19 protein-coding genes, 1 tRNA gene and 2 rRNA genes (1 of these 22 only partly in view) are annotated in these 18715 nt (G+C 61.2%); 9 read left to right on the forward strand and 13 right to left on the reverse strand.

Annotated features, from left to right (window positions below; translation table 11 throughout):
• The first annotated feature begins 168 nt into the window (after window positions 1-168).
• Genes E5554_RS01840 through E5554_RS22915 form a run of 3 tightly spaced genes read left to right on the forward strand, consistent with a single transcriptional unit; the run spans window position 169 to window position 919 of the window.
• Window positions 169-495 (forward strand): conjugal transfer protein TraD, encoded by a 327-nt coding sequence (locus E5554_RS01840; RefSeq protein WP_136185687.1) that lies wholly within the window; start codon window positions 169-171, stop codon window positions 493-495.
• The gene (locus E5554_RS01845) at window positions 401-733 is read left to right on the forward strand and encodes a conjugal transfer protein TraD (protein ID WP_247594353.1); all 333 of its coding nucleotides are present in this window, start codon (window positions 401-403) and stop codon (window positions 731-733) included. Before E5554_RS01840 ends, E5554_RS01845 begins: the two co-directional genes overlap by 95 nt.
• An 18-nt stretch (window positions 734-751) precedes the next feature.
• The gene (locus E5554_RS22915) at window positions 752-919 is read left to right on the forward strand and encodes a DUF6771 family protein (RefSeq protein ID WP_168708665.1); all 168 of its coding nucleotides are present in this window, start codon (window positions 752-754) and stop codon (window positions 917-919) included.
• A gap of 14 nt (window positions 920-933) precedes the next feature.
• Here E5554_RS22915 and E5554_RS01850 read toward each other — a convergent pair whose 3' ends face one another.
• From E5554_RS01850 to E5554_RS01860, 3 genes are read right to left on the reverse strand one after another with little or no spacing between them, the layout of a single operon-like run.
• A complete protein-coding gene (locus tag E5554_RS01850; RefSeq protein ID WP_136185801.1) occupies window positions 934-1863 on the reverse strand; it encodes a HEPN domain-containing protein in 930 nt (309 codons plus the stop codon).
• Window positions 1864-1923: 60 nt separating this feature from the next.
• Entirely contained in the window at window positions 1924-2172 is a 249-nt protein-coding gene (locus E5554_RS01855) for a hypothetical protein (RefSeq protein ID WP_097383642.1), read from the reverse strand.
• The gene (locus tag E5554_RS01860) at window positions 2169-3056 is read right to left on the reverse strand and encodes a zincin-like metallopeptidase domain-containing protein (protein WP_136185802.1); all 888 of its coding nucleotides are present in this window, start codon (window positions 3054-3056) and stop codon (window positions 2169-2171) included. The genes E5554_RS01855 and E5554_RS01860 overlap by 4 nt, the downstream gene beginning before the upstream one ends.
• A 535-nt stretch (window positions 3057-3591) precedes the next feature.
• Between E5554_RS01860 and E5554_RS01865 the strand changes: the two genes are divergently transcribed.
• The 4 genes from E5554_RS01865 (at window position 3592) to E5554_RS01880 (ending at window position 6979) form a co-directional block, all read left to right on the forward strand.
• A complete protein-coding gene (locus tag E5554_RS01865) occupies window positions 3592-3825 on the forward strand; it encodes an AlpA family phage regulatory protein (RefSeq protein WP_136185803.1) in 234 nt (77 codons plus the stop codon).
• Between the two features lie 467 nt (window positions 3826-4292).
• Window positions 4293-4895 (forward strand): hypothetical protein, encoded by a 603-nt coding sequence (locus E5554_RS01870; RefSeq protein ID WP_136185804.1) that lies wholly within the window; start codon window positions 4293-4295, stop codon window positions 4893-4895.
• Window positions 4896-4985: 90 nt separating this feature from the next.
• On the forward strand, window positions 4986-5237 hold the full coding sequence (locus E5554_RS01875) for a hypothetical protein (protein WP_136185805.1): 252 nt from the start codon (window positions 4986-4988) through the stop codon (window positions 5235-5237).
• Window positions 5234-6979, forward strand: coding sequence for a DUF87 domain-containing protein (locus E5554_RS01880; RefSeq protein WP_136185806.1), 1746 nt, complete (start codon window positions 5234-5236; stop codon window positions 6977-6979). The genes E5554_RS01875 and E5554_RS01880 overlap by 4 nt, the downstream gene beginning before the upstream one ends.
• 138 nt (window positions 6980-7117) lie before the next feature.
• On the opposite strand, the gene E5554_RS01885 is transcribed toward E5554_RS01880, so the two are convergent.
• Window positions 7118-7417 carry a hypothetical protein gene (locus tag E5554_RS01885; protein ID WP_136185807.1) on the reverse strand — a complete coding sequence of 100 codons (300 nt, stop codon included), beginning with the start codon at window positions 7415-7417 and terminating at the stop codon, window positions 7118-7120.
• A gap of 54 nt (window positions 7418-7471) precedes the next feature.
• Here E5554_RS01885 and E5554_RS01890 point away from each other — a divergent pair, with 54 nt between their 5' ends.
• Entirely contained in the window at window positions 7472-10624 is a 3153-nt protein-coding gene (locus tag E5554_RS01890; protein ID WP_168708666.1) for a hypothetical protein, read from the forward strand.
• Between the two features lie 265 nt (window positions 10625-10889).
• Here the strand turns inward: E5554_RS01890 and E5554_RS01895 are convergent, their stop codons facing one another.
• Together E5554_RS01895 and E5554_RS01900 are read right to left on the reverse strand one after the other, a co-directional pair.
• Complete coding sequence (locus E5554_RS01895; protein WP_136185809.1) at window positions 10890-11210, reverse strand: hypothetical protein; 321 nt, start codon at window positions 11208-11210, stop codon at window positions 10890-10892.
• Window positions 11211-11313: 103 nt separating this feature from the next.
• Window positions 11314-11574 carry an excalibur calcium-binding domain-containing protein gene (locus tag E5554_RS01900; RefSeq protein ID WP_168708667.1) on the reverse strand — a complete coding sequence of 87 codons (261 nt, stop codon included), beginning with the start codon at window positions 11572-11574 and terminating at the stop codon, window positions 11314-11316.
• A 90-nt stretch (window positions 11575-11664) separates the two neighbouring features.
• Here E5554_RS01900 and E5554_RS01905 point away from each other — a divergent pair, with 90 nt between their 5' ends.
• Window positions 11665-12120: a MucR family transcriptional regulator gene (locus E5554_RS01905; RefSeq protein WP_136185810.1), complete on the forward strand. Its 456-nt coding sequence runs from the start codon at window positions 11665-11667 to the stop codon at window positions 12118-12120.
• A 49-nt stretch (window positions 12121-12169) separates the two neighbouring features.
• On the opposite strand, the gene E5554_RS01910 is transcribed toward E5554_RS01905, so the two are convergent.
• The 7 genes from E5554_RS01910 to E5554_RS01940 form a co-directional block, all read right to left on the reverse strand.
• Entirely contained in the window at window positions 12170-13372 is a 1203-nt protein-coding gene (locus E5554_RS01910; RefSeq protein ID WP_136185811.1) for an integrase arm-type DNA-binding domain-containing protein, read from the reverse strand.
• Between the two features lie 46 nt (window positions 13373-13418).
• On the reverse strand, window positions 13419-14942 hold the full coding sequence (locus tag E5554_RS01915) for an IS66 family transposase (RefSeq protein WP_136185812.1): 1524 nt from the start codon (window positions 14940-14942) through the stop codon (window positions 13419-13421).
• A 31-nt stretch (window positions 14943-14973) separates the two neighbouring features.
• On the reverse strand, window positions 14974-15330 hold the full coding sequence (tnpB, locus tag E5554_RS01920; protein WP_136185813.1) for an IS66 family insertion sequence element accessory protein TnpB: 357 nt from the start codon (window positions 15328-15330) through the stop codon (window positions 14974-14976).
• Window positions 15327-15761, reverse strand: a complete 435-nt coding sequence (locus E5554_RS01925; RefSeq protein WP_136185814.1) for a transposase — start codon at window positions 15759-15761, stop codon at window positions 15327-15329. Before E5554_RS01925 ends, tnpB begins: the two co-directional genes overlap by 4 nt.
• Window positions 15762-16006: 245 nt before the next feature.
• Window positions 16007-16083 (reverse strand) — tRNA-Met (locus E5554_RS01930).
• A gap of 110 nt (window positions 16084-16193) precedes the next feature.
• Window positions 16194-16308, reverse strand: a 5S ribosomal RNA gene (rrf, locus tag E5554_RS01935).
• Window positions 16309-16451: 143 nt separating this feature from the next.
• Window positions 16452-18715, reverse strand: a 23S ribosomal RNA gene (locus E5554_RS01940); it runs 528 nt beyond the window's last position.

The following is an 18715-nucleotide window of genomic DNA, read 5'->3' on the forward strand; positions in this document are numbered from 1 at the left end:
GCCCACCATTTACACCTCAAGCAGCACGTCGGCACGACGTATAAGCGCGCCCTCAAAAGATTTCATCAGTTTCGGGATGACGAGATCCCAGGAAATTCCAGCGCATTGTGACTGATCGAGACGGTCGATAACGCCGGGGGTCTGACACCAACAGCGAGGCCATATTCCATGCGCAGACCACGGGACTATGACGCAGAGCTCAAGGCTCTCACCGACAAGGCACGACAACTTAAAGCCCGCAAGCAGAGCCAGCTGGGTGAACTGGTGATGGCGACCGGGGCCGATGGGCTGAGCGCAGAGGAACTGGCCGGCGCATTGCTTGCCGCTGCCAGTACAACCGAAGCCCCTAGGCGGGAGGCGTGGCGCAGGCGGGGCGCGACCTTCTTTTCAGGACAGCGGCATGATGCTGGGCCGGGCGCTGGCGACCAGCCGGGCAGCACTGCGCCGGGTGACGGTCGCGCGCCATCGCCTGCAGCTGAGCCAGGCGCGGCATGATCGGCGGGACTGGCAGATGAAGCGGCGCGAGCGCACCCGGCATCTGATCGAGCTTGGCGGTCTGGTTGTGAAGACTGAGCTGGTCACACTCACCGATGATGATCGCGCGGTGATGCTCGGGCTGCTTGGTGAAGCGGCGGCGCGATTGCGGACCGATGATCGCGAACAGTTGTTGCTGCTCTGGCGCCGACGGGGGCAGCGCATGTTCGCGACCGACGCATTGCCTGATCAGCCATGACCGCGCATAGGCGAAGTCATGAGTGAACAGATGCAAGCCGCCATTCTCGCCGTGATCGAGCGCGCGCCGCAGTGGATCAGGCAGGATCTGGCATCCAAGGATCCGGCGGCCCGCACCCGTGCGGAAGAGTCGCTGGCGATGATCATTGCCGACGCCATCAGAAAGCAAAGCGAACAGCCTGAATGATCAGGCCCAAATGATCAGGCGGGGACGCCGGCGGTGCGCTTCAATTCGGCGATGCGCTCGGCGCAGACTTCATGCACGACGCGGCCCAGTTCCTCGACCTGTTTGCCGAGCCAGCTCAGCTCCGCTTCGCTGATCTTGTAATGCTTGGAATAGCGGGCCTTCACATAGGCTTCCTTGAGCTTCTCGAACCGCGCCCGATCGATATGGCGCTCGCTTGGCCAGACATAGGCCAGCCGTCGGTCGATCCGCTCTGCCTGGGTGCGCAGGAAGGCCAGATTATGCACGTGCGGCGTGTAGAAGGTGCAGACCAGCAGGACGCAGTGATAGAGGCGTTCCGCAGATTGGTGGAGGATGAACGCCGGCTCCTTGGTTCGTCCCTGCTCAATTAAGCCGCGAGCTGTATTCAGATACACTAGCGAACTCGGATACCATTCCTCAAAATATTCCTGCGCCATGGCCAGCGCCTTGTCCGGCGTCTTGGGCTTTGGCGTGTGCAGTTCCTTGTCGTCGCTCTCGTAAAGGGCGATGCCATCCTTCGCCACGTCCATGAAGAAATAGCGGCCATGGGCAAGGCCATCATTCACTTCCTGCAGGGTGTGGACGATGAAATTGACCGGGGTCTTGAGCGTGGCGGTGATGCCATATTCGCGCATCAGCCGCTCATCGACCCCAAGCCAATATTTGACACGATCGGTCAGCCGCTGGTCGTTGACGATGATCAGGAGATCATAGTCGGATTTATAGCCCTTGGCAGTGTGCGGCTCATCGACCCAGCTGCCACGGGCATAGCTGCCATAGAGGATGATCTTCTGGATGCGGCCCTTCTTGCGCCAAGCCTGGGTGGCGAGCGCGAGCCCGTCCTCGAACTCCTCGAAGATGATCTGCACGACGCGCGCCAGTTCGCGCTGCTTGTCGGCGGGAAGATGATCGAGATCGTTACGCATGGCATAGCCACCCTGTCGGACCGATCGCCCGATGGCAAGCCATCGGGCGCGGCGGGTTGATCATAGACGATGGGAAAGCCGTCGCCACCAGGGCTCGGGCTCGTACAAGGTCCGCAGGAAGATGCGCAGCGCGGCGGCAAATTCTGCCTCGGCCTGCTCGGCGCTGATGCCGTGCCGCTGGGCAAGCTGGGCATAGCTGAGATCCTCCATGCGGATATCGAAGAAGATGGTGCGCTGAAGTGCGGTCATGCGGCGGAGCGAGCGGCGCCCGCGCCGCAAGAACATGCGCAGGGGAAGCTTGTCGGTCATGCCGCCGCTCCTTCCATGCCCAGGAGATAATCGGCCGCCTTGCTGGCCGCGCTTGCCGCCTTGAAGATCGCCCGCTCATCCTCGCGCAGGACGGCAAGCCAGGAGCCGATATAGTCGCTATGCCGGACGGTGGGCACGATCCCCAGCGACGCGCAGGTAAAAGCACTGGCCATCTCGGCGACCAGTTCCTCTTTTGCATAGAGCGCTGTGCCGAACCCGCCCGACTGATCGCGCGCCAACCGGCTGCGATGGCCCGTCCAATGACCCATCTCGTGAAGTGCCGTGCGAAACCAATTGATCGGCTCATGAAAGGCAGCCTGCGGCGGCACCGCGACATAATCACCGGACGGAGAATAATAAGCCTCGCCGCCGCCGACGCGGAAGTCCGCGCCGCTGTTACGGATCAGGCTGTCAGCTTCCGCGATCGACACCAGTGGCCCAGGCAGCTCAGGCACATGGGACAGCTCTTTGGGCAGCCCCTCGCACTGGTCGACGTTGAAGACGGTAAAGCGCTTGAGGAACGCAATCGTCCTGGCCTCGCGATCCTCTTGGCCCGCGCGCTCTTCCTCGGCCTTGGGAATGAACCGATCCGCATAGCAGATGACGCTCCCCTTCTCGCCCTTGCGGACATGGCCGCCCGCCGCCTCGGCTTGCCGATAGGTCAGCCAGCGCTGCCCGGTAAAGCCGCGCTCGATCACGGTGGCCCACAGGATCAGAATGTTGATGCCTGAATAGCGCCGCCCGGTGACGGCATTCTGTGGCATGGTGCAGGGACAGGCGCTGCTGTCCCATGGCTTCACCCAGGGAAGACGCCCCGCCTCCAGTTCCGCGATGATCCGGGAGGTGACTTCGCCATAGATGCTCTGACGTTCCGTATGAGCCATGTTCCTTACTCCTTCTTCACACCGCAACCGGCGCCGGAAGGGCGAAGGCGGGTGGCAGGAGCGGTCCATCAGCGCCGCCGGGAGCGGCGGCCTGCACCCGCAGGGCCGCAATGAATATGGAGGACCCCGGCGCAGCCGGGGTTGCAGGGCGCCGAGGCGGGGCTAGGGACAAGCGACGCCCGCCTTTGCCCGTCCGATGCCGGAGGCCAACGCCATCGCGCGAAGCGCGATGACCGCATGGCGGCACGCAGCGCCGCCCCGACCCGAATCAGATGCTATGCGCGCGGCCCGCCGCGCGCGCCGCAGCCACCAAATCAATCAGCTCAAAACGTCTCAGCCGGCAGAGCCGGCGAGGCATCGGCCAGACATCATCAAATTAATTTAATGGCTGTTTTTGCGCCTGGGTGCGCCTCAGCTTGCCAGGGTTAGACAAGGTCGGATCGGCCCATTCTCAGGCGGTTGACGCGCTGCGACCGCCCGACAATCCTCAGGATCAGGCGCGCTCATGTCACCACTCAAGAGATGGAAAACGACCATGATCTCTCAGCCACCCGATCGCATAATTCGGCTCAACACGGTCCTCGACCGGACCGGGCTTAGCCGGGCGACGCTCTACCGCAAGGTCCAGACCGGCACCTTCCCCAAGCAAGTCCGCATCGCCACGCGCTGCATGGGTTGGCGCGAATCCGCCATCAATGACTGGATGCGCAATCCCATGTTCTGGACGGTCGAGGATGCGGACAAGCGGCAGAAGGCATCGTCATTGTAAAGTCATCGATGCGCACCATATCCAGCCTGTCGCTCCCCTCCCCCCTTGGAGCGGCACCTCCCTGAACTATGGCCCCGCCGTTGAGATTTCTCCGGCGGGGTTCCTTTTGTCTGCGTGACATGGGTTTCAGTAGGGCCGGTAACTGCAAGCCATGGGACGATGGCGACTGACCGAGTTCCACCCCGCAACCTCGAAAACCTGCCCTTTGTTCAGGTACACGATCTATCGATCCTTTAGTCTTGGGTTGGATTCAGCGTCACCTTGTTCTTGTGTAAATCCCCCATTTGCTCTTGAGTAGGCGCTCAAAATTCGACAACGTTTGTAATAGACTACGGGCTCGAAAGAGAGAGTTGGTGCCGACGATATCCGATTTCGATAAGATTACTGAGTTTGCGCAAGCTGCTCTCGCTCTAACGCCAGTGATCATCCTTGGAAGTGGTGCTTCCGCAGCGCAAGGATTGCCGGGCATGTGGCCGCTGGCCGACCATTTGCGCGGCCTTGCCGTTCCGACCGAATGGCAAGCCGAAGAAAGTGCCGAATGGCAGCGGTTCGTCGATGCCCTAGCTGCCGGCACCGATCTCGAGACCGCGCTTCAAGCCGTGCGGATGACCGACCGACAGACGGCGCATGTCGCCGAAGCTACCCGTGCCCTGCTTCTTCCGCACGACGAACGCGTCTTCCTGGACGTGCTGAACGACCGCCGCGCGCTGCCGCTGACCCGGCTATTTCGTCACCTCTTCGCGAGCATCCACCACACGATCGATGTCGTTACGCCCAATTACGACCGCCTCGCCGAATATGCCGCCGACGCCGGGGATTTCCTTCACCATACCGGCTTCACCCCGGGATACCTGCAGTCGAGGCCGAAGAGCAGCCGCACAAGAGGAGCAGCGGCGCCAGGCGATCCGTCACGCGTCGTGCGGGTCTGGAAAGTACACGGCTCGCTCGACTGGTTCCACAACGGCCAGGGTCAGATCGTCGGCGTTCGCGTGGGCCGCGACACGCCCCCGGGCTTCTCGCCGCTTATGATCACACCGGGCATCGACAAGTATCGTCTCACCCATACCTAACCGTTCCGCACGATCTTCAGCTGTAGTGACGCCGCGCTCGAGACGGCGCGCTCCTACTTCTGCGTCGGCTACGGGTTCAACGATCCCCACGTGCAGGAAAAGCTCGTCGAGCGCTGCGATCGTGATGCTACTCCCATCGTCGTCATCACTAAATCCTTGTCCGATACCGCCAAGGCGTTCCTGGGCGGCGGGCGCTGCCGCAAGTATCTTGCCATCGAGGATGACGGCGCTGGCGGTGCGCGCGCCTTTACCCACGACGCGCCCGGCGGCGTGGCGCTTGCCACCAAACCCGTCTGGACGCTTCCTGACTTTCTCGATTTGACTTTGGGGGCTGCTGCGTGAGCTTTCTCGACTATGACGACACCGATGCACTGGGGCAGGTCCAGTCGGTCGACACCGCGACTGTCGTCGTGAAGGTGGCCGATATCGAATCGATGCGCGCATTGCAGGTCAATCGCCTCGTCGCCCTGCAAAGCAGTCGGGCCGGCCAGCACCTCATCGGCATCATCCAGAAGATCACCCGCACGGCCGTCGAAGCCCGCAGCCACGCGGAGGGAGAAGGTCTTGCCGAGCAGGCGTTCCCCGAGGTCAACCTCGTGCGCATCGCACTGATCGGCACAATGATCGCTCGCCTTGGCCAGCGCGACAACGTCTTTAGGCGCACCCTCGAAACAGTCCCGGAAATCGATGCCAACTGCTTCACGCTCGAAGGCGAGCGGCTGACCAAATTTATGCGTGTGATCTCCGCAGTCTCGGGTGACGGCCAGCATCTCTCGCTCGGCAACTACACACTCGACACGGCTGCCGAAGCCTACGTCAACGGCAACAAGCTTTTCCAGAGGCATGCGCTCGTGGTCGGCAGCACCGGCTCGGGCAAGTCGTGGACCACGGCGCGCCTGCTCGAGCAGATCGCCGAGCTCGATAGCGGCAATGCCATCGTCTTCGACATTCACGGTGAGTATCGCTCAATGGAGGGCGATGGCTTTGAGCATTTTCGAGTTGCCGGGCCCGCCGACATAGAAGCCGGGCGCGGCTTGGAAGAAGGCGTCCTCCATCTGCCCTACTGGCTGATGGCATACGAAGCCTTAGTCTCGATGTTCGTAGACCGATCCGACACCAATGCCCCGAACCAGGCGATGATCATGTCGCGCGCGATCACCGAGGCGAAAAGGGCGTTTCTGCGCGATGGCGGTCACGGCGCCGTTCTCGCCAATTTCACGATCGACAGCCCAGTGCCGTTCGACATTGAGCGAGTTCTCGGCAACCTCAGTGATCTCAATCAGGAAATGGTTCCGGGCGCCAAGGCCGGCACCGAGAAGATGGGCGAGTTCAATGGCAAGCTCTCCAGGCTGATCCAGCGCCTCGACAACAAACGAGGCGACCGGCGCTTGGGCTTCCTATTCCCCGCCGCCGGCGCAACCCTGGATTATGCCTGGCTCGACCGCATCGTCGCGGTCCTGCTCGGCGGCCGGTCCGCGAAAAGCGCCAAAGGCGGCGTAAAGATCATTGATTTCTCCGAAGTCCCGTCCGATGTCCTACCGCTAATCGTCGGTATGGTCGCCCGTCTCGCTTTTTCAGTGCAGCAATGGATTCCGAGCGGCAGCCGCCACCCGATTGCCCTGTTCTGCGACGAGGCGCACCTCTACATTCCCGAGCATCATGACGGCGGCGCGATGGAGAATGCCATCGCGGTCTTCGAACGGATTGCCAAGGAAGGCCGAAAATACGGCGTTGGCCTCGTAGTCATCAGCCAGCGCCCGTCTGAAGTCAGCCGCACCGTCGTCAGCCAGTGCAGCAACCTCATCGCCATGCGGCTCACCAACGGCGACGATCAGGCCGTAGTTCGCCGGCTCCTACCCGACAGCTTGGGCGGGTTCAGCGATCTGCTTCCCATCCTCGACACGGGCGAAGCCCTCGTCGTGGGCGACGCCATTCTACTGCCAACTAGGATAAGGATCGCCATGCCGCGCAACGAACCGCTGTCCGGCACGATCGATTTCTGGGACTGCTGGGCAGGCGCGACCTGTGCCAGCGATTTAACCAAGGCTATCGAGAGTTGGCGGCGCCAGACCGTGCAGCCGTGATCGGTCGAGGGCTCGGCGACAAGTCCGACCTGGTCTAGCGCCCCGGGGGGTCAGACTAGCAAACATCGAACGAATGGCGTTGTCGCTGATCCGTGTACTCGTCGGCCGACGGGCTCGGCGTTCGCGGTAGTCGCTTTCTTACTTGCCGCGCTCGAGCGACTCGTCGCGATGACGGTCGATGTCGCGACGAACACCCAGATCGGTGTAGTTTCGCTTGCGCATGTTCTCCATCAGCAATGCCGCGACTGTATTCTGACGATCGCTTCGCGCGCCTTTTGATTGACAGATTCCATCAATAAAAGACGTTCGCGGCAGGTAGATTGAATGACCTGATCTGGTCGACACCTGCCGGGATAGCTGCCGGCCCGGACCTGAGCGCCGAAATTTGGCGGCAGGACGGTAAAGATGGAGCGGCTGCGTAAGCCCGTCATCCTCCATATTTTGCAGGATTCCGTTGTTAATAGTCGGCGCCGCTTCTGGTAAGGCCGATCATTGCTCGACGTACGCCGTGCGTATGGTTTAGCTGTTCTGATGGAGTTCACTGCTAAGCAGATTGCACCGCCCAAGGATTGGAGTCGCTTTGAGGATTTGTGCCGCGCACTCTTCTCTGCAGTATGGAACGACCCCTATGCACAGAAGAACGGCCGATCTGGGCAGCCACAACATGGCGTCGATATTTGGGGCGAGAGCCACGGCGCGCGGTCCGGGACGCGTTGTGTCCAGTGCAAAGGCAAGGATATCAATTATCACGGGAAAGTAACGCAGTCCGAATTCGATACTGAACTCGCAAAGGCAGAGCGTTTCCAGCCTGCCCCGCGATTGTGGATCCTAGCCACGACCGCGCCGAACGACGCCACATTGCAGGAGCATGCCCGCCTCCGGTCGCAGGAGCGCGTGGCGGCCGGCAGATTTCCCGTTGCGGTGCTAGGATGGGAATCGCTCATTGCGTTGATGGGCGATCACCCAGCCGTCATCGAGCAGTTCTATCCGGAGCACGGTGACCATATGAGCGCGTTGCTTGCCGCAGTGCGCGCTCTCCCGCGCCGCGACGAACTCTTGCCGTTCTTGCTCGGTAAGACCCAGCAGCCGCAACACGAGGGCACCGGCGGGTGCAGCTCTTGGGCGCAAATTTCCTTTGAAACGTCGCGCGGCCTTGGCCCCGCATTGCTCGGTCGGGCCCTCGGCGCGGCCGATGTCGGCCTATGTCCACGGCTGCCCGAGGCCCGCGTACTCGAGGCTGAACTTGCCAACGGCTACTCGGCGCGGCTGGCGGGCGTGCCGGGGGCGGGCAAATCAGTGTGTGCGCTCCAGGCGGCAGAGCACTTCGCGGGCAAAGGATTCCGCGTCGTCCGTTTGCGCGATCCCCGGACCGACACGGTCACGCTCACCCAAGATGACGTGCCGACCGTCCATTTGATCGACGACGCGCATCTGACGGCCGAGCATGCGCTCGTCCTCGCCGAGCAGGCCGCAACGCCGTCAAAGTTGCTGCTCTCAGCGTTTACGACATCCCATAAGATTGGACGTTCACCCGGCACAATCCATCTCGATGCCAAGCGCGCCGTTGGTGTTATCGCCGATGACCTTCGCCGTCGCCGCGATGAAACGCTCGCCGCCGTTCGCCTCGTTGATGATTGGGTCGGCGAAGGGGTCGGGCAGGAAACGCTCGAGGCACGGCTTAACACTGCAGCAAGTGCCGACTTCCCTTGGCAATTCTGCTTCATCCTCAGTGGCGGCTGGCGCCGCGTTCATTCTGTTGTCGCCTCGGCGCGCGCAGCCAAGGCCGACCTAGTTCTGGGCGCGATCGCCATTCGCCAGCTAGCCACGCGCGATGCACGCGCCTCCGCGCAGCACCTGCGCCCGATGTTCGTAGCGGCCGGGTTCGCGGCCGACGAGGCCGAGGCCGCCATTACTTGGCTGGTCGAGCAGCGGATCGTCGTTGCCGCCACCGATTTGAGATGCCCGCACCAGCGCTTCTCAGCAAAGGTGTTCGATCCGCTGCTCGAACACCAGGATGCAGATGGTCGCCGCCAGATCGCGAGGATGATGGCCCAGACGCTTGCCGATCCGGCGATGACGCTTGCGGGGCTGGGCCTGTTGCTCAGCGAGTTTCGCATGAGCGGAAGTGGAGCGCGGTGGTCGCGCCTGATCGACGAACCTGCCCTGATGCCTTTCCTCGAACGCTGCTGGTCTGCCGAGAGCGCTGACGACATTGCGGCCGCCGCGCGCGCGGTACGTGAAATCGATTCCTACCTGCCCGATGCGATCAAGCGCCCCGGTCGGACCGCAGTCATAACCATCGCAAAGTGGTTCAGCGCGCCGCAGCCTGGCATGGCCTATGCGGTCGGCAGTTACCTCAACGGCACTTACCGCAATGTCAGATACGGTCGGGCGATCGTGCGGGCATCGGACCCTGAGGCGATTGCCGACCGGCTGAACGATGCGCTTCGCCCTGAAACGGCCGATTTCGCGAGCGAGATTGCCAAGATGATTACCCAAGCGTTCAGAGCGCTTACCCCGGAGTGGAAAGCACGATATCTGGCACGTATCGATCGCAAGAAGTGCCTAGTTCTGGCCTCGAACTGGCCAGCCGAAAGCCCGTTGTATCGATCGGCTTGGTTCTGCGAGCATCTGCTGCACCTTGAATGCACCTTTGGTCTACAACTGGTTGATGCGCTCGGGCCGGCGATCGGCGGGCGCATGCGGGCCGATCCGGTCGACACATTCGATGAGCTCGAGGATTTATTCTGGAACGGCCTGCGCATCTACGATCCGTTGCAGGTCTATAAGGGGAAATTGGCGCCCACTGCGGAGATGCGTAAAGCATGTGGCCGGCTCTGCCGCCAATGGAGACCGGGGGACCTCGCGCGTGCGCTGGAACAGGCGTCCGTACGGCAGTTCCGCGATGTGGCAGGCATACTCAACGTTGTTCACAAAGCGGCGCCGGAACTTTTCGCCGCGACGGTGGCCGCGATCAATTGGGACCAGTTCGATCGGAAATTGGGAGCCGATTGGGGCCACCTACCGCACGACGCAATCTCACTGCTCTGCCAATTTTATTGCGACCCGGTCGGTCGGGCCCGCGTGGCGGACATGATCGACCGGCATCTTGAAGAAATGGCCGAATTGGACTCAAGTCTTGCCTATATCGCGCCCGATGCCGCGTTGCGCCAGATCGAACGCGGTGCGCATATCGCGCTTGCAGGCGATTCCAACGACTGGCCGCTGCGCGCCGGCATTCTCGCGGACTTTCACAAACGGCGGCCCGAACACGTTGGGGTATTGCTGGAGCCACATCTCAGCGCGATTGCTGCGGCATTGTCGCAGGAAAGCCCGACCTATTTCGAACGGGGCCTACTGTTTTTGCGCGTGTGCCGTCAGGTGGCCCCGAGCGGGTTCGAGACGATATTGGAACAGATCGATGTCGCCGCCGCCAGCAAAGGCTGGACCGCTGCCTTGAGCGGGCGTGAGGTCAGCGGCCACAAGGCAAGACACCCCGGTGCACGCGAGGCCATCGCCTGGCTGGTCCATCACTTGCGCGATCGTAGCGACGCACTCGGCGACCTTGCGCGGTGCCTAGCCCTGGAATTTCCAAAGGGCACGACCCTTTCCGCGAAAAAACTAGAAACATTTTCGGACCTCTGACGCAGATTTGAGCAGAAGCAGCCGTTGACTGCCCGACCAGTGAATGGCGTGAAGTGGTAGTGGACTGCCAAACCGGACGATCTGCAACAAGGGAGCGAGCTTCGATCGCTGAGCGTCTCATAAGGTCGCTTCGCGCTGGGCAGCTTTTCCGCTCAGAGCAGACCGACCGCTATCGGGAACGACGAGCACCGATCGGCTCAGTGGGCGGCGATCGAGGGTGGAAAGCGGAATGTCGGCTTTTGGATCGTTTCGGTGAACAAGCGGACTATGCGCAGACGAGTGCGAACCCGTTCTCCATCTCCATCGCGTCCCCCTCATCACGGAGTTCGCTGACCAACTCTTGGGTCAAGACCGTGCCATAGACGTTGATCCGTGACCAATCTGGGTAATGCTCCTGAACGTTCCAGATGGACCGCAGTATCGCATCGCGCCCGATCTCCCCACCCTCCGGGAAGAATATGGCGCTTCCAGCATCAAGATCGGACTGCCTATCAAACCATCGGCGGTTTTCGTCGCTTTGAATGATCCAGACCGCTCCTTCCGCCTGCCCCTGAAACTCGGTGTCGAAGATGATAGAGATTTCCATGTTGGCAATCTGCTCGATGGACGGATGGTTCGCAACGGCAAGTATCAGGGTGATGGGGCGCTATTGGGAACAGCGGAAAATTGGTCGTTAGGCGTCCGACCGCTCAGCGCTTGGTATAAGGCTCGCATGCGATTCCATCGCCATCGCGGTCCAAGTGCGCGCCATAACCTGGTTGATCGCGCTGGAGCGGCGCATCCCCTGCTGCACGAGCCTCGCTGCAGTTTCGATAAGACCACGAAACCCCCTCAGACCGCGCGGTCGGTGCCGGGTCGCGGAGAACCACGCCACCGGCTGCGCCGACCACCAGGGCGCCAATGATGAGCGAGAATCTTTGCCGCATCATCCAAGGATGACGAACGAACATGAGCAATAGTTCATCGAACGCACACTGTTAATCCGATCTCCCTTCTGCCATTTAGCAAAAATAACTGGTCGCCATAGAGAAGGGATAAAAATGTCCGCTGAAGAAACGCTCATCACGCTCACCGCCGATATTGTCGCTGCCCATGTCAGCAACAACAGCGTTGGGATCAATGATCTTCCTGGCCTGATCGCCAATGTGCATGGCGCTCTCGCCAGCCTGAGCGAACCTGCGGTTGCTGAAGAAGTGAAGCCCGAGCCTGCGGTTTCGGTGCGCGCGTCGATCAAGCCGGACTATATTGTCTGCCTGGAAGACGGGAAGAAGCTCAAGATGCTCAAGCGTCACCTGATGACCCATTACCAGATGACCCCGGCGGACTATCGCGCCAAGTGGGGCTTGCCCGCGGATTATCCGATGGTCGCGCCCAACTATACCGCGCAGCGCAAGGAACTGGCTCACAAGATCGGCCTCGGCCGCAAGCCGCGCGCGGAAGCCGCAGCCAAGCCGGCCCGCACCTCGCGCAAGACGAAGGTCGCCGAACCGGCCTAAGGACAGCTATGCGTGGACCGGCAGAGCCGATCCCCGCATAACCCAGTTGTCACGCGACCAGCACCTCCTGCGGCGCCACGATCATGCCGAGCACATGGTCAGCCCACGCCTGCAGCATCCGCCGACGCGGCGTAAGGTAGAGGGCGCTGTTATAGGCCCCACGCACATCATCACGATCGGCATGGGCTAGCGCCACCTCGATCCAGTCTGGCCGATAGCATTCCGCTTCATTGGCCCAGGTCGAGGCAAGGCCTCGGAACCCATGCACCGTCTGACGGCCACGATAGCCCATGCGGTAGCAGCCATAGATCATCGTGTTCTGCGATATGGGGAGTTCAGGCTTGTCGCCAGCAAAGACATAGGGGCCCCGGCTGTAAACCCGCACACTCTCCAGCAACCCGACCGCCTGCCGCGAAAGCGGCACGATATGCTCACGCCCCATCTTCATCCGCTCGGCCGGCACCCGCCAGATGGGATCAGGGCCATCCAGCCCCTCAAACTCCTCCCATGTCGCATAGCGGGTTTCATTGGTCCGCGCCCAGGTCAGCAGCGTGAACAAGAGCGCATCGCGCGTGACCGCACGCCGCCGGGGATTCTCATCGCCGTCATAAGCGTCGATCGCCCGAACAAGCGCCGGCAACTCCCCTGCCCCAACCCGCGCCATATGCCGGACCCGAGGCTTGGGCCGCAGCAAGGTAGCAAGCCCGGCAGCAGGATCATGGGCGGCCCAGCCCTGCGGAATGGCAAAGAGATAGACCTGGCTCACATGCTGGCGCAGCCGGCGGCTGACATCGAGCGCGCCGCGCGCCTCGACCGCCCGCAACATCGTCAGCACATCGCCAGCAGTGATGTCCTTGAGATCGTGCTGCCCGAGCGACGGGAACACATCGCGCTCCAGACGCGACAATATGCGTGCCGCATGCCCCGGCTCCAGCCCGCTCGCCCGGTTCCCATGCCAGGCCCGTGCAGCCGCCTCAAAGCTCGTCACAGGAGATGCAGCCTTGGGGCCGGGATCATCGCCCCGCGCAAGAGCAAGTTTGGCCTCAGCGCGGCGCAGCCGCGCCTCAGCAAGCGTAACCTCCGGGTAGCGACCGAAGGAGAGCAGCTTCTCCTTGCCGTCAAACCGATATTTCATGCGCCAGAGGCGTGAGCCAGTCGGGCGGACAAGCAGATAGAGACCACCGCCATCGCCAAGCTTGTAATCCTTCGATCGCCGGCTGGCGTAGCGAACCTCGAGTTCCTTGAGCGGCATAGGGGGTATCTCCTGCTGGGCACAGGCATTACCGTAAGCGCTGTGCTCAGGCCACGGCGGTCCAAGGCATGAGTTCACCGACGGCATTGGCGGGATGACCTGCGGCGAGCCTGGAGAGGGTCTCGGCGAGCCAGGCATGCGGGTTGATGCCTGAGATCTTGCAGTTCTCGATCAGCGTGGCGATGACCGCCCAGTTGTCGCCGCCTTCGTCAGAGCCTGCGAAGAGGGCGTTCTTGCGATTGAGGGCCAGCGGACGGATTGATCGCTCGACGGTGTTGGAATCCAGCTCGATGAGGCCGTCGTCGAGGAACAGCGACAGCCCGGACCAGCGAGTGAGCGCGTAGCGGATGGCATCGGCGAGCTTGCTCTTGGCGCTAACCTGACGAAGTCGTGCCTCGAGGTAGATGTGCAGGTCATCCACGATGACGCGCCCCTGTTCGGCGCGCACGGTGCGGCGCTGCTCCGCCGAGGTGCCGCGAACCTCTTCCTCGATCGCGTAGAGCATTGCGATCCGGCGCAGCACCTCGGTCGCGACCGGCGAACTGTCGGCCAGTTCGTAGAACTTGCGCCGCACGTGCGCCCAGCAGAAGGCCAAGCTCACTTGCTGCCGGCGTTTGGCCAGAGCAGCGTAGCCGCCAAAGCCATCGACCTGCAGGATGCCGACGAAGTCACCGAGATGGGCTTCGGCCCGCTCACCCTTGCGGTCAGCGGCATAGACGTAGGCCATCATCGGCGGATCTTCGCCGCCCCATGGTCGATCGTCGCGAGCATAGGCCCAGAGCTGGCCCGTCTTGGTCCGACCACGCCCTGGATCGAGCACCGGCGCCGTGGTTTCATCGGCGAACAGCCGCCCGGATCGTCGCAATCGCTCGAGAATGTGATCGCGCAAGGGACGCAGATACCAGGCTGCCCGGCCGACCCAGTCCGCCAGGGTCGAGCGGTCGAGTTGGACACCTTGCCGGGCGTAGATCTGGGCCTGCCGGTATAGCGGAAGGTGATCGGCGTACTTGGCGACAAGCACCTGCGCGATCAGCGCCTCGGTGGGGATGCCGCCCTCGACGATCCGCGCCGGAGCCGGTGCCTGGACGATCGCGCCCTCGCATGACCGGCAGCCATAGCGCGGACGGCGCGTGACCAGGACGCGGAAGGTGGTGGGCACCACGTCAAGACGCTCAGCCACGTCTTCACCGATCTGGTGGAGCGCGCCGCCGCAGCAGGGGCAGGCCTTGTCCTCGACATCGACGACCTGCTCGATCCGCTCGAGATGGGCCGGCAACGAGCCGCGGTTGACCTTGCGCGGGCGATCCGCCGATGCCCGGCTCGCCTTGTCCACGGCGTGCTGGGCTTGGGCCAAGGCCATCTCGACCTCTTCCAGGGCAAGCTCGAACTGATCGGGATCGAGTTGCTCGGAACGGCGGCCAAACCGGTGCCGCTGCAGGGCCTCGATGATCGCCTTCAGGCGTTCAACCTCGGCCTGGAAAACCTTCAGAACATCAAGCTCGCGGGCCTGCTCGAGGACGAGCGCGCGGAGCGCTTCGACGTCGGTGGGGAGGTCCGCTTCCATGAGCATGGAAGGAGTGAATCAGTAGGAGGGGCCATCGTCAACCGGCAATCTGCGGGGCGATCGGGCGGCGTCCGCCATGCACACGGCGCCAGTCCAGACCCTCGAGCAAGGCGCCCAACTGCGCCGCCGTCAGGCGTATCACGCCGTCCTGGATGGCCGGCCACTTGAACCCGCTGGATTCCAGCCTCTTGGCCATCAGACACAGCCCTGTGCCATCCCACCAGACGAGCTTGATCCGATCACTGCGCTTGGCCCGGAACACGTAGATTACGCCAGAATAAGGATCACCGCCGTACTCGACACCGACCAGCGCGGCCAACGCGTCGGGTCCCTTGCGGAAATCGACCGGGCGTGTGGCCACCATGACCTTGGCACCTGCGCCGGGTCCGATCATCGGGTAACCCGGAGCGCTTCGATCACCGCGGCAATCACCCCGGCATCGGCGCCGCGGCTGATCTTCACCGCAACGCCGTCGATCTCCAGTTCCACTGCGCTCGCCTTCGAGCGCCGTCGCTTCTTTGGCCGCTGGATCGCAGGCGGGAACTCCTCCGCGGCAACGGCATCGACGACGGCGGGAACAAAAGCCGGCACGGCCGCGCCCTGGCTCTCCAACTGCTTGCGGAGCTGTCGGCGCCAGGTGAACAGCTGGGACGGGCTCATGCCATGCCGCCGCGCAACCGAGCAGACCGTCTCCTGTCCGGAAAAGCTCTCGGCCAGGATCGAAGCCTTGACCTCCGGCGGCCAATCCCGCCGCCGCCCCGCACCAGTGAACACTTCGAAGCGGGTTACCCGGCTAGTGCCACCATCATCACATGGCATCGTCATAGCACCAGCGCCCTCCATCCGATCAGGGCGCTGAGACTCGGCGCTGTACTTCAGCCCCGCAAGGTGGGGTCGCGGCCCCGCTTACGCATTACCCTCCAAAACACCCCCAAAAGCAAATCGACGTCCTGGCATCAGGCGCGATCCGATGGGAGGCGCTGCATCCCCAAGAAACGGCGCAAATCCGCCAGAAAAGACATAAAAAAACCGCCGCGGAATGCTCCGAGACGGTTTGGTCTTTTAGTATGTGGTTGCGGGAGTAGGATTTGAACCTACGACCTTCAGGTTATGAGCCTGACGAGCTACCGGGCTGCTCCATCCCGCGACACTGGGCTTTTGTGTGGCCCTGACATGCAAAAAGGGCGGCTTTGCGGGCCGCCCTGTTTTGTAACATTGTGATGGGTTTTTGATCCGTTGCTATGCGCGTGCTTCAATGCCTGGCGACGCCCTACTCTTCCAGTGCTTGAGCAATAGTACCATCGGCGCAGACTGGTTTCACGGCCGAGTTCGGGATGGGATCGGGTGGGTCACAGACGCTATGGTCACCAAGCAATGAAGCAGGCGCATAACTGCGGGTTTTTAATCGATACCGTGCACAATTTTGGAGTTTGTATGTTCGTATATCTGGGCTGGCTTAAAACCACGCCATCAGCGCCTTGGCTGTTTCCAGCATTGTCGTTGATGGTGGGACTCTTAAGCGCGAACAAAGCAATTAGGACTGGTTAGCTCCATGCGTTACCGCACTTCCACATCCAGCCTATCAACGTCGTGGTCTACGACGGCTCGATGAAATCTTATCTTGAGGGAGGCTTCCCGCTTAGATGCTTTCAGCGGTTATCCCGTCCATACATAGCTACCCTGCTGCGCCACTGGCGTGACGACAGGTACACCAGAGGTATGTTCAACCCGGTCCTCTCGTACTAGGGTCAACTCCTCTCAAATTTCGACGCCCACGGCAGATAGGGACCAAACTGTCTCGCGACGTTCTGAACCCAGCTCACGTACCACTTTAATTGGCGAACAGCCAAACCCTTGGGACCTGCTCCAGCCCCAGGATGTGATGAGCCGACATCGAGGTGCCAAACGATTCCGTCGATATGAGCTCTTGGGAATCATCAGCCTGTTATCCCCGGCGTACCTTTTATCCGTTGAGCGATGGCCCTTCCACGAGGGACCACCGGATCACTATGACCGACTTTCGTCTCTGCTCGACTTGTCAGTCTCGCAGTCAGGCGGGCTTATGCCATTGCACTCTAACAGACGGTTTCCAACCGTCCTGAGCCCACCATCGCGCGCCTCCGTTACTCTTTAGGAGGCGACCGCCCCAGTCAAACTACCCGCCACAGAGGGTCCCTGCACCGGATAACGGTGCGAGGTTAGACATCAGAAAACAACAGGGTGGTATTTCACCTATGGCTCCACATCAACTGGCGTCAATGCTTCAAAGCCTCCCACCTATGCTACACAGTTCTTTCCTAATGCCACTCTGAAGCTGCAGTAAAGGTGCACGGGGTCTTTCCGTCTAACCGCGGGTACTCCGCATCTTCACGGAGAATTCAATTTCGCTGAGCATATCCTGGAGACAGTGGGGAAGTCGTTACGCCATTCGTGCAGGTCGGAACTTACCCGACAAGGAATTTCGCTACCTTAGGACCGTTATAGTTACGGCCGCCGTTTACCTGGGCTTCAATTCAGAGCTTGCACTCCTCCTCTTAACCTTCAGGCACCGGGCAGGCGTCAGGCCCTATACGTCGTCTTGAAGCCGACTTAGCAGAGCCCTGTGTTTTTGCTAAACAGTCGCTACCCCCTGGCCTGTGCCCCCCATCAAAAGTTGCCTTAAGATGGGGCCTCCTTCTTCCGAAGGTACGGAGGCAATTTGCCGAGTTCCTTCAGGATACTTCTCTCAAACGCCTTGGTATACTCTACCATTCCACCTGTGTCGGTTTAGGGTACGGTCTATACGGTGGGGCTATTTCCTGGGACCCCTTCACTGCCCGGAGCAATCCAATAAGCCCGAACAATTTACGGCATCCGTCACACACCACCAGGCCCACGAATATTAACGTGGTTCCCATCGACTACCCCCTTCGGGCTCGTCTTAGGGGCCGGCTTACCCTGCTCAGATTAGCTTTAAGCAGGAACCCTTGGAATTTCGGCGAGAGGGCATCTCACCCTCTTAATCGCTACTCATGTCTGCATTCGCACTTCCGATACCTCCACGGTCGGTTACCCTTCCGCTTCAACGGCCTACGGAACGCTCCGCTACCGCTCAGTCAAAGACTGAACCCTAAGCTTCGGTGCATCACTTTAGCCCCGTTACATCTTCGCCGCAGGATCTCTTATTTAGACCAGTGAGCTGTTACGCTTTCTTTAAAGGATGGCTGCTTCTAAGCCAACCTCCTGGTTGTTTTGGAAATCCCACATGCTTTCCCACTTAGTGATGACTTGGGGACCTTAGCTGTAGGTTAGGGCTGTTTCCCTTTTGACGACGGACCTTAGCACCCGCCGTCTGTCTGCCGAACTAGACTCGTTGGTATTCGGAGTTTGGTTAGAATTGGTAGATCTCGCGACCCCCGCATCCATCCAGTGCTCTACCCCCAACGGCAAATATTCGACGCTCTACCTCAATAGATTTCGCGGAGAACCAGCTATTTCCCGGCTTGATTGGCCTTTCACCCCTAAGCACAACTCATCCGATAATTTTTCAACATTAAACGGTTCGGTCCTCCAGTGCGTGTTACCGCACCTTCAACCTGGTCATGCATAGATCGCCGGGTTTCGGGTCTAATGCATCAAACTATGGCGCCCTATTCAGACTCGCTTTCGCTGCGCCTACACCTAACGGCTTAAGCTTGCTTGATACACTAAGTCACAGACCCATTATGCAAGAGGTACGCGGTCAGGTCTCAAGGACCCTCCCACTGCTTGTAGGCATCCGGTTTCAGGTACTGTTTCAC

Origin of the sequence: Sphingobium sp. PAMC28499 (genome assembly GCF_004795815.1) — a bacterium.
GTDB lineage: Bacteria > Pseudomonadota > Alphaproteobacteria > Sphingomonadales > Sphingomonadaceae > Sphingobium > Sphingobium yanoikuyae.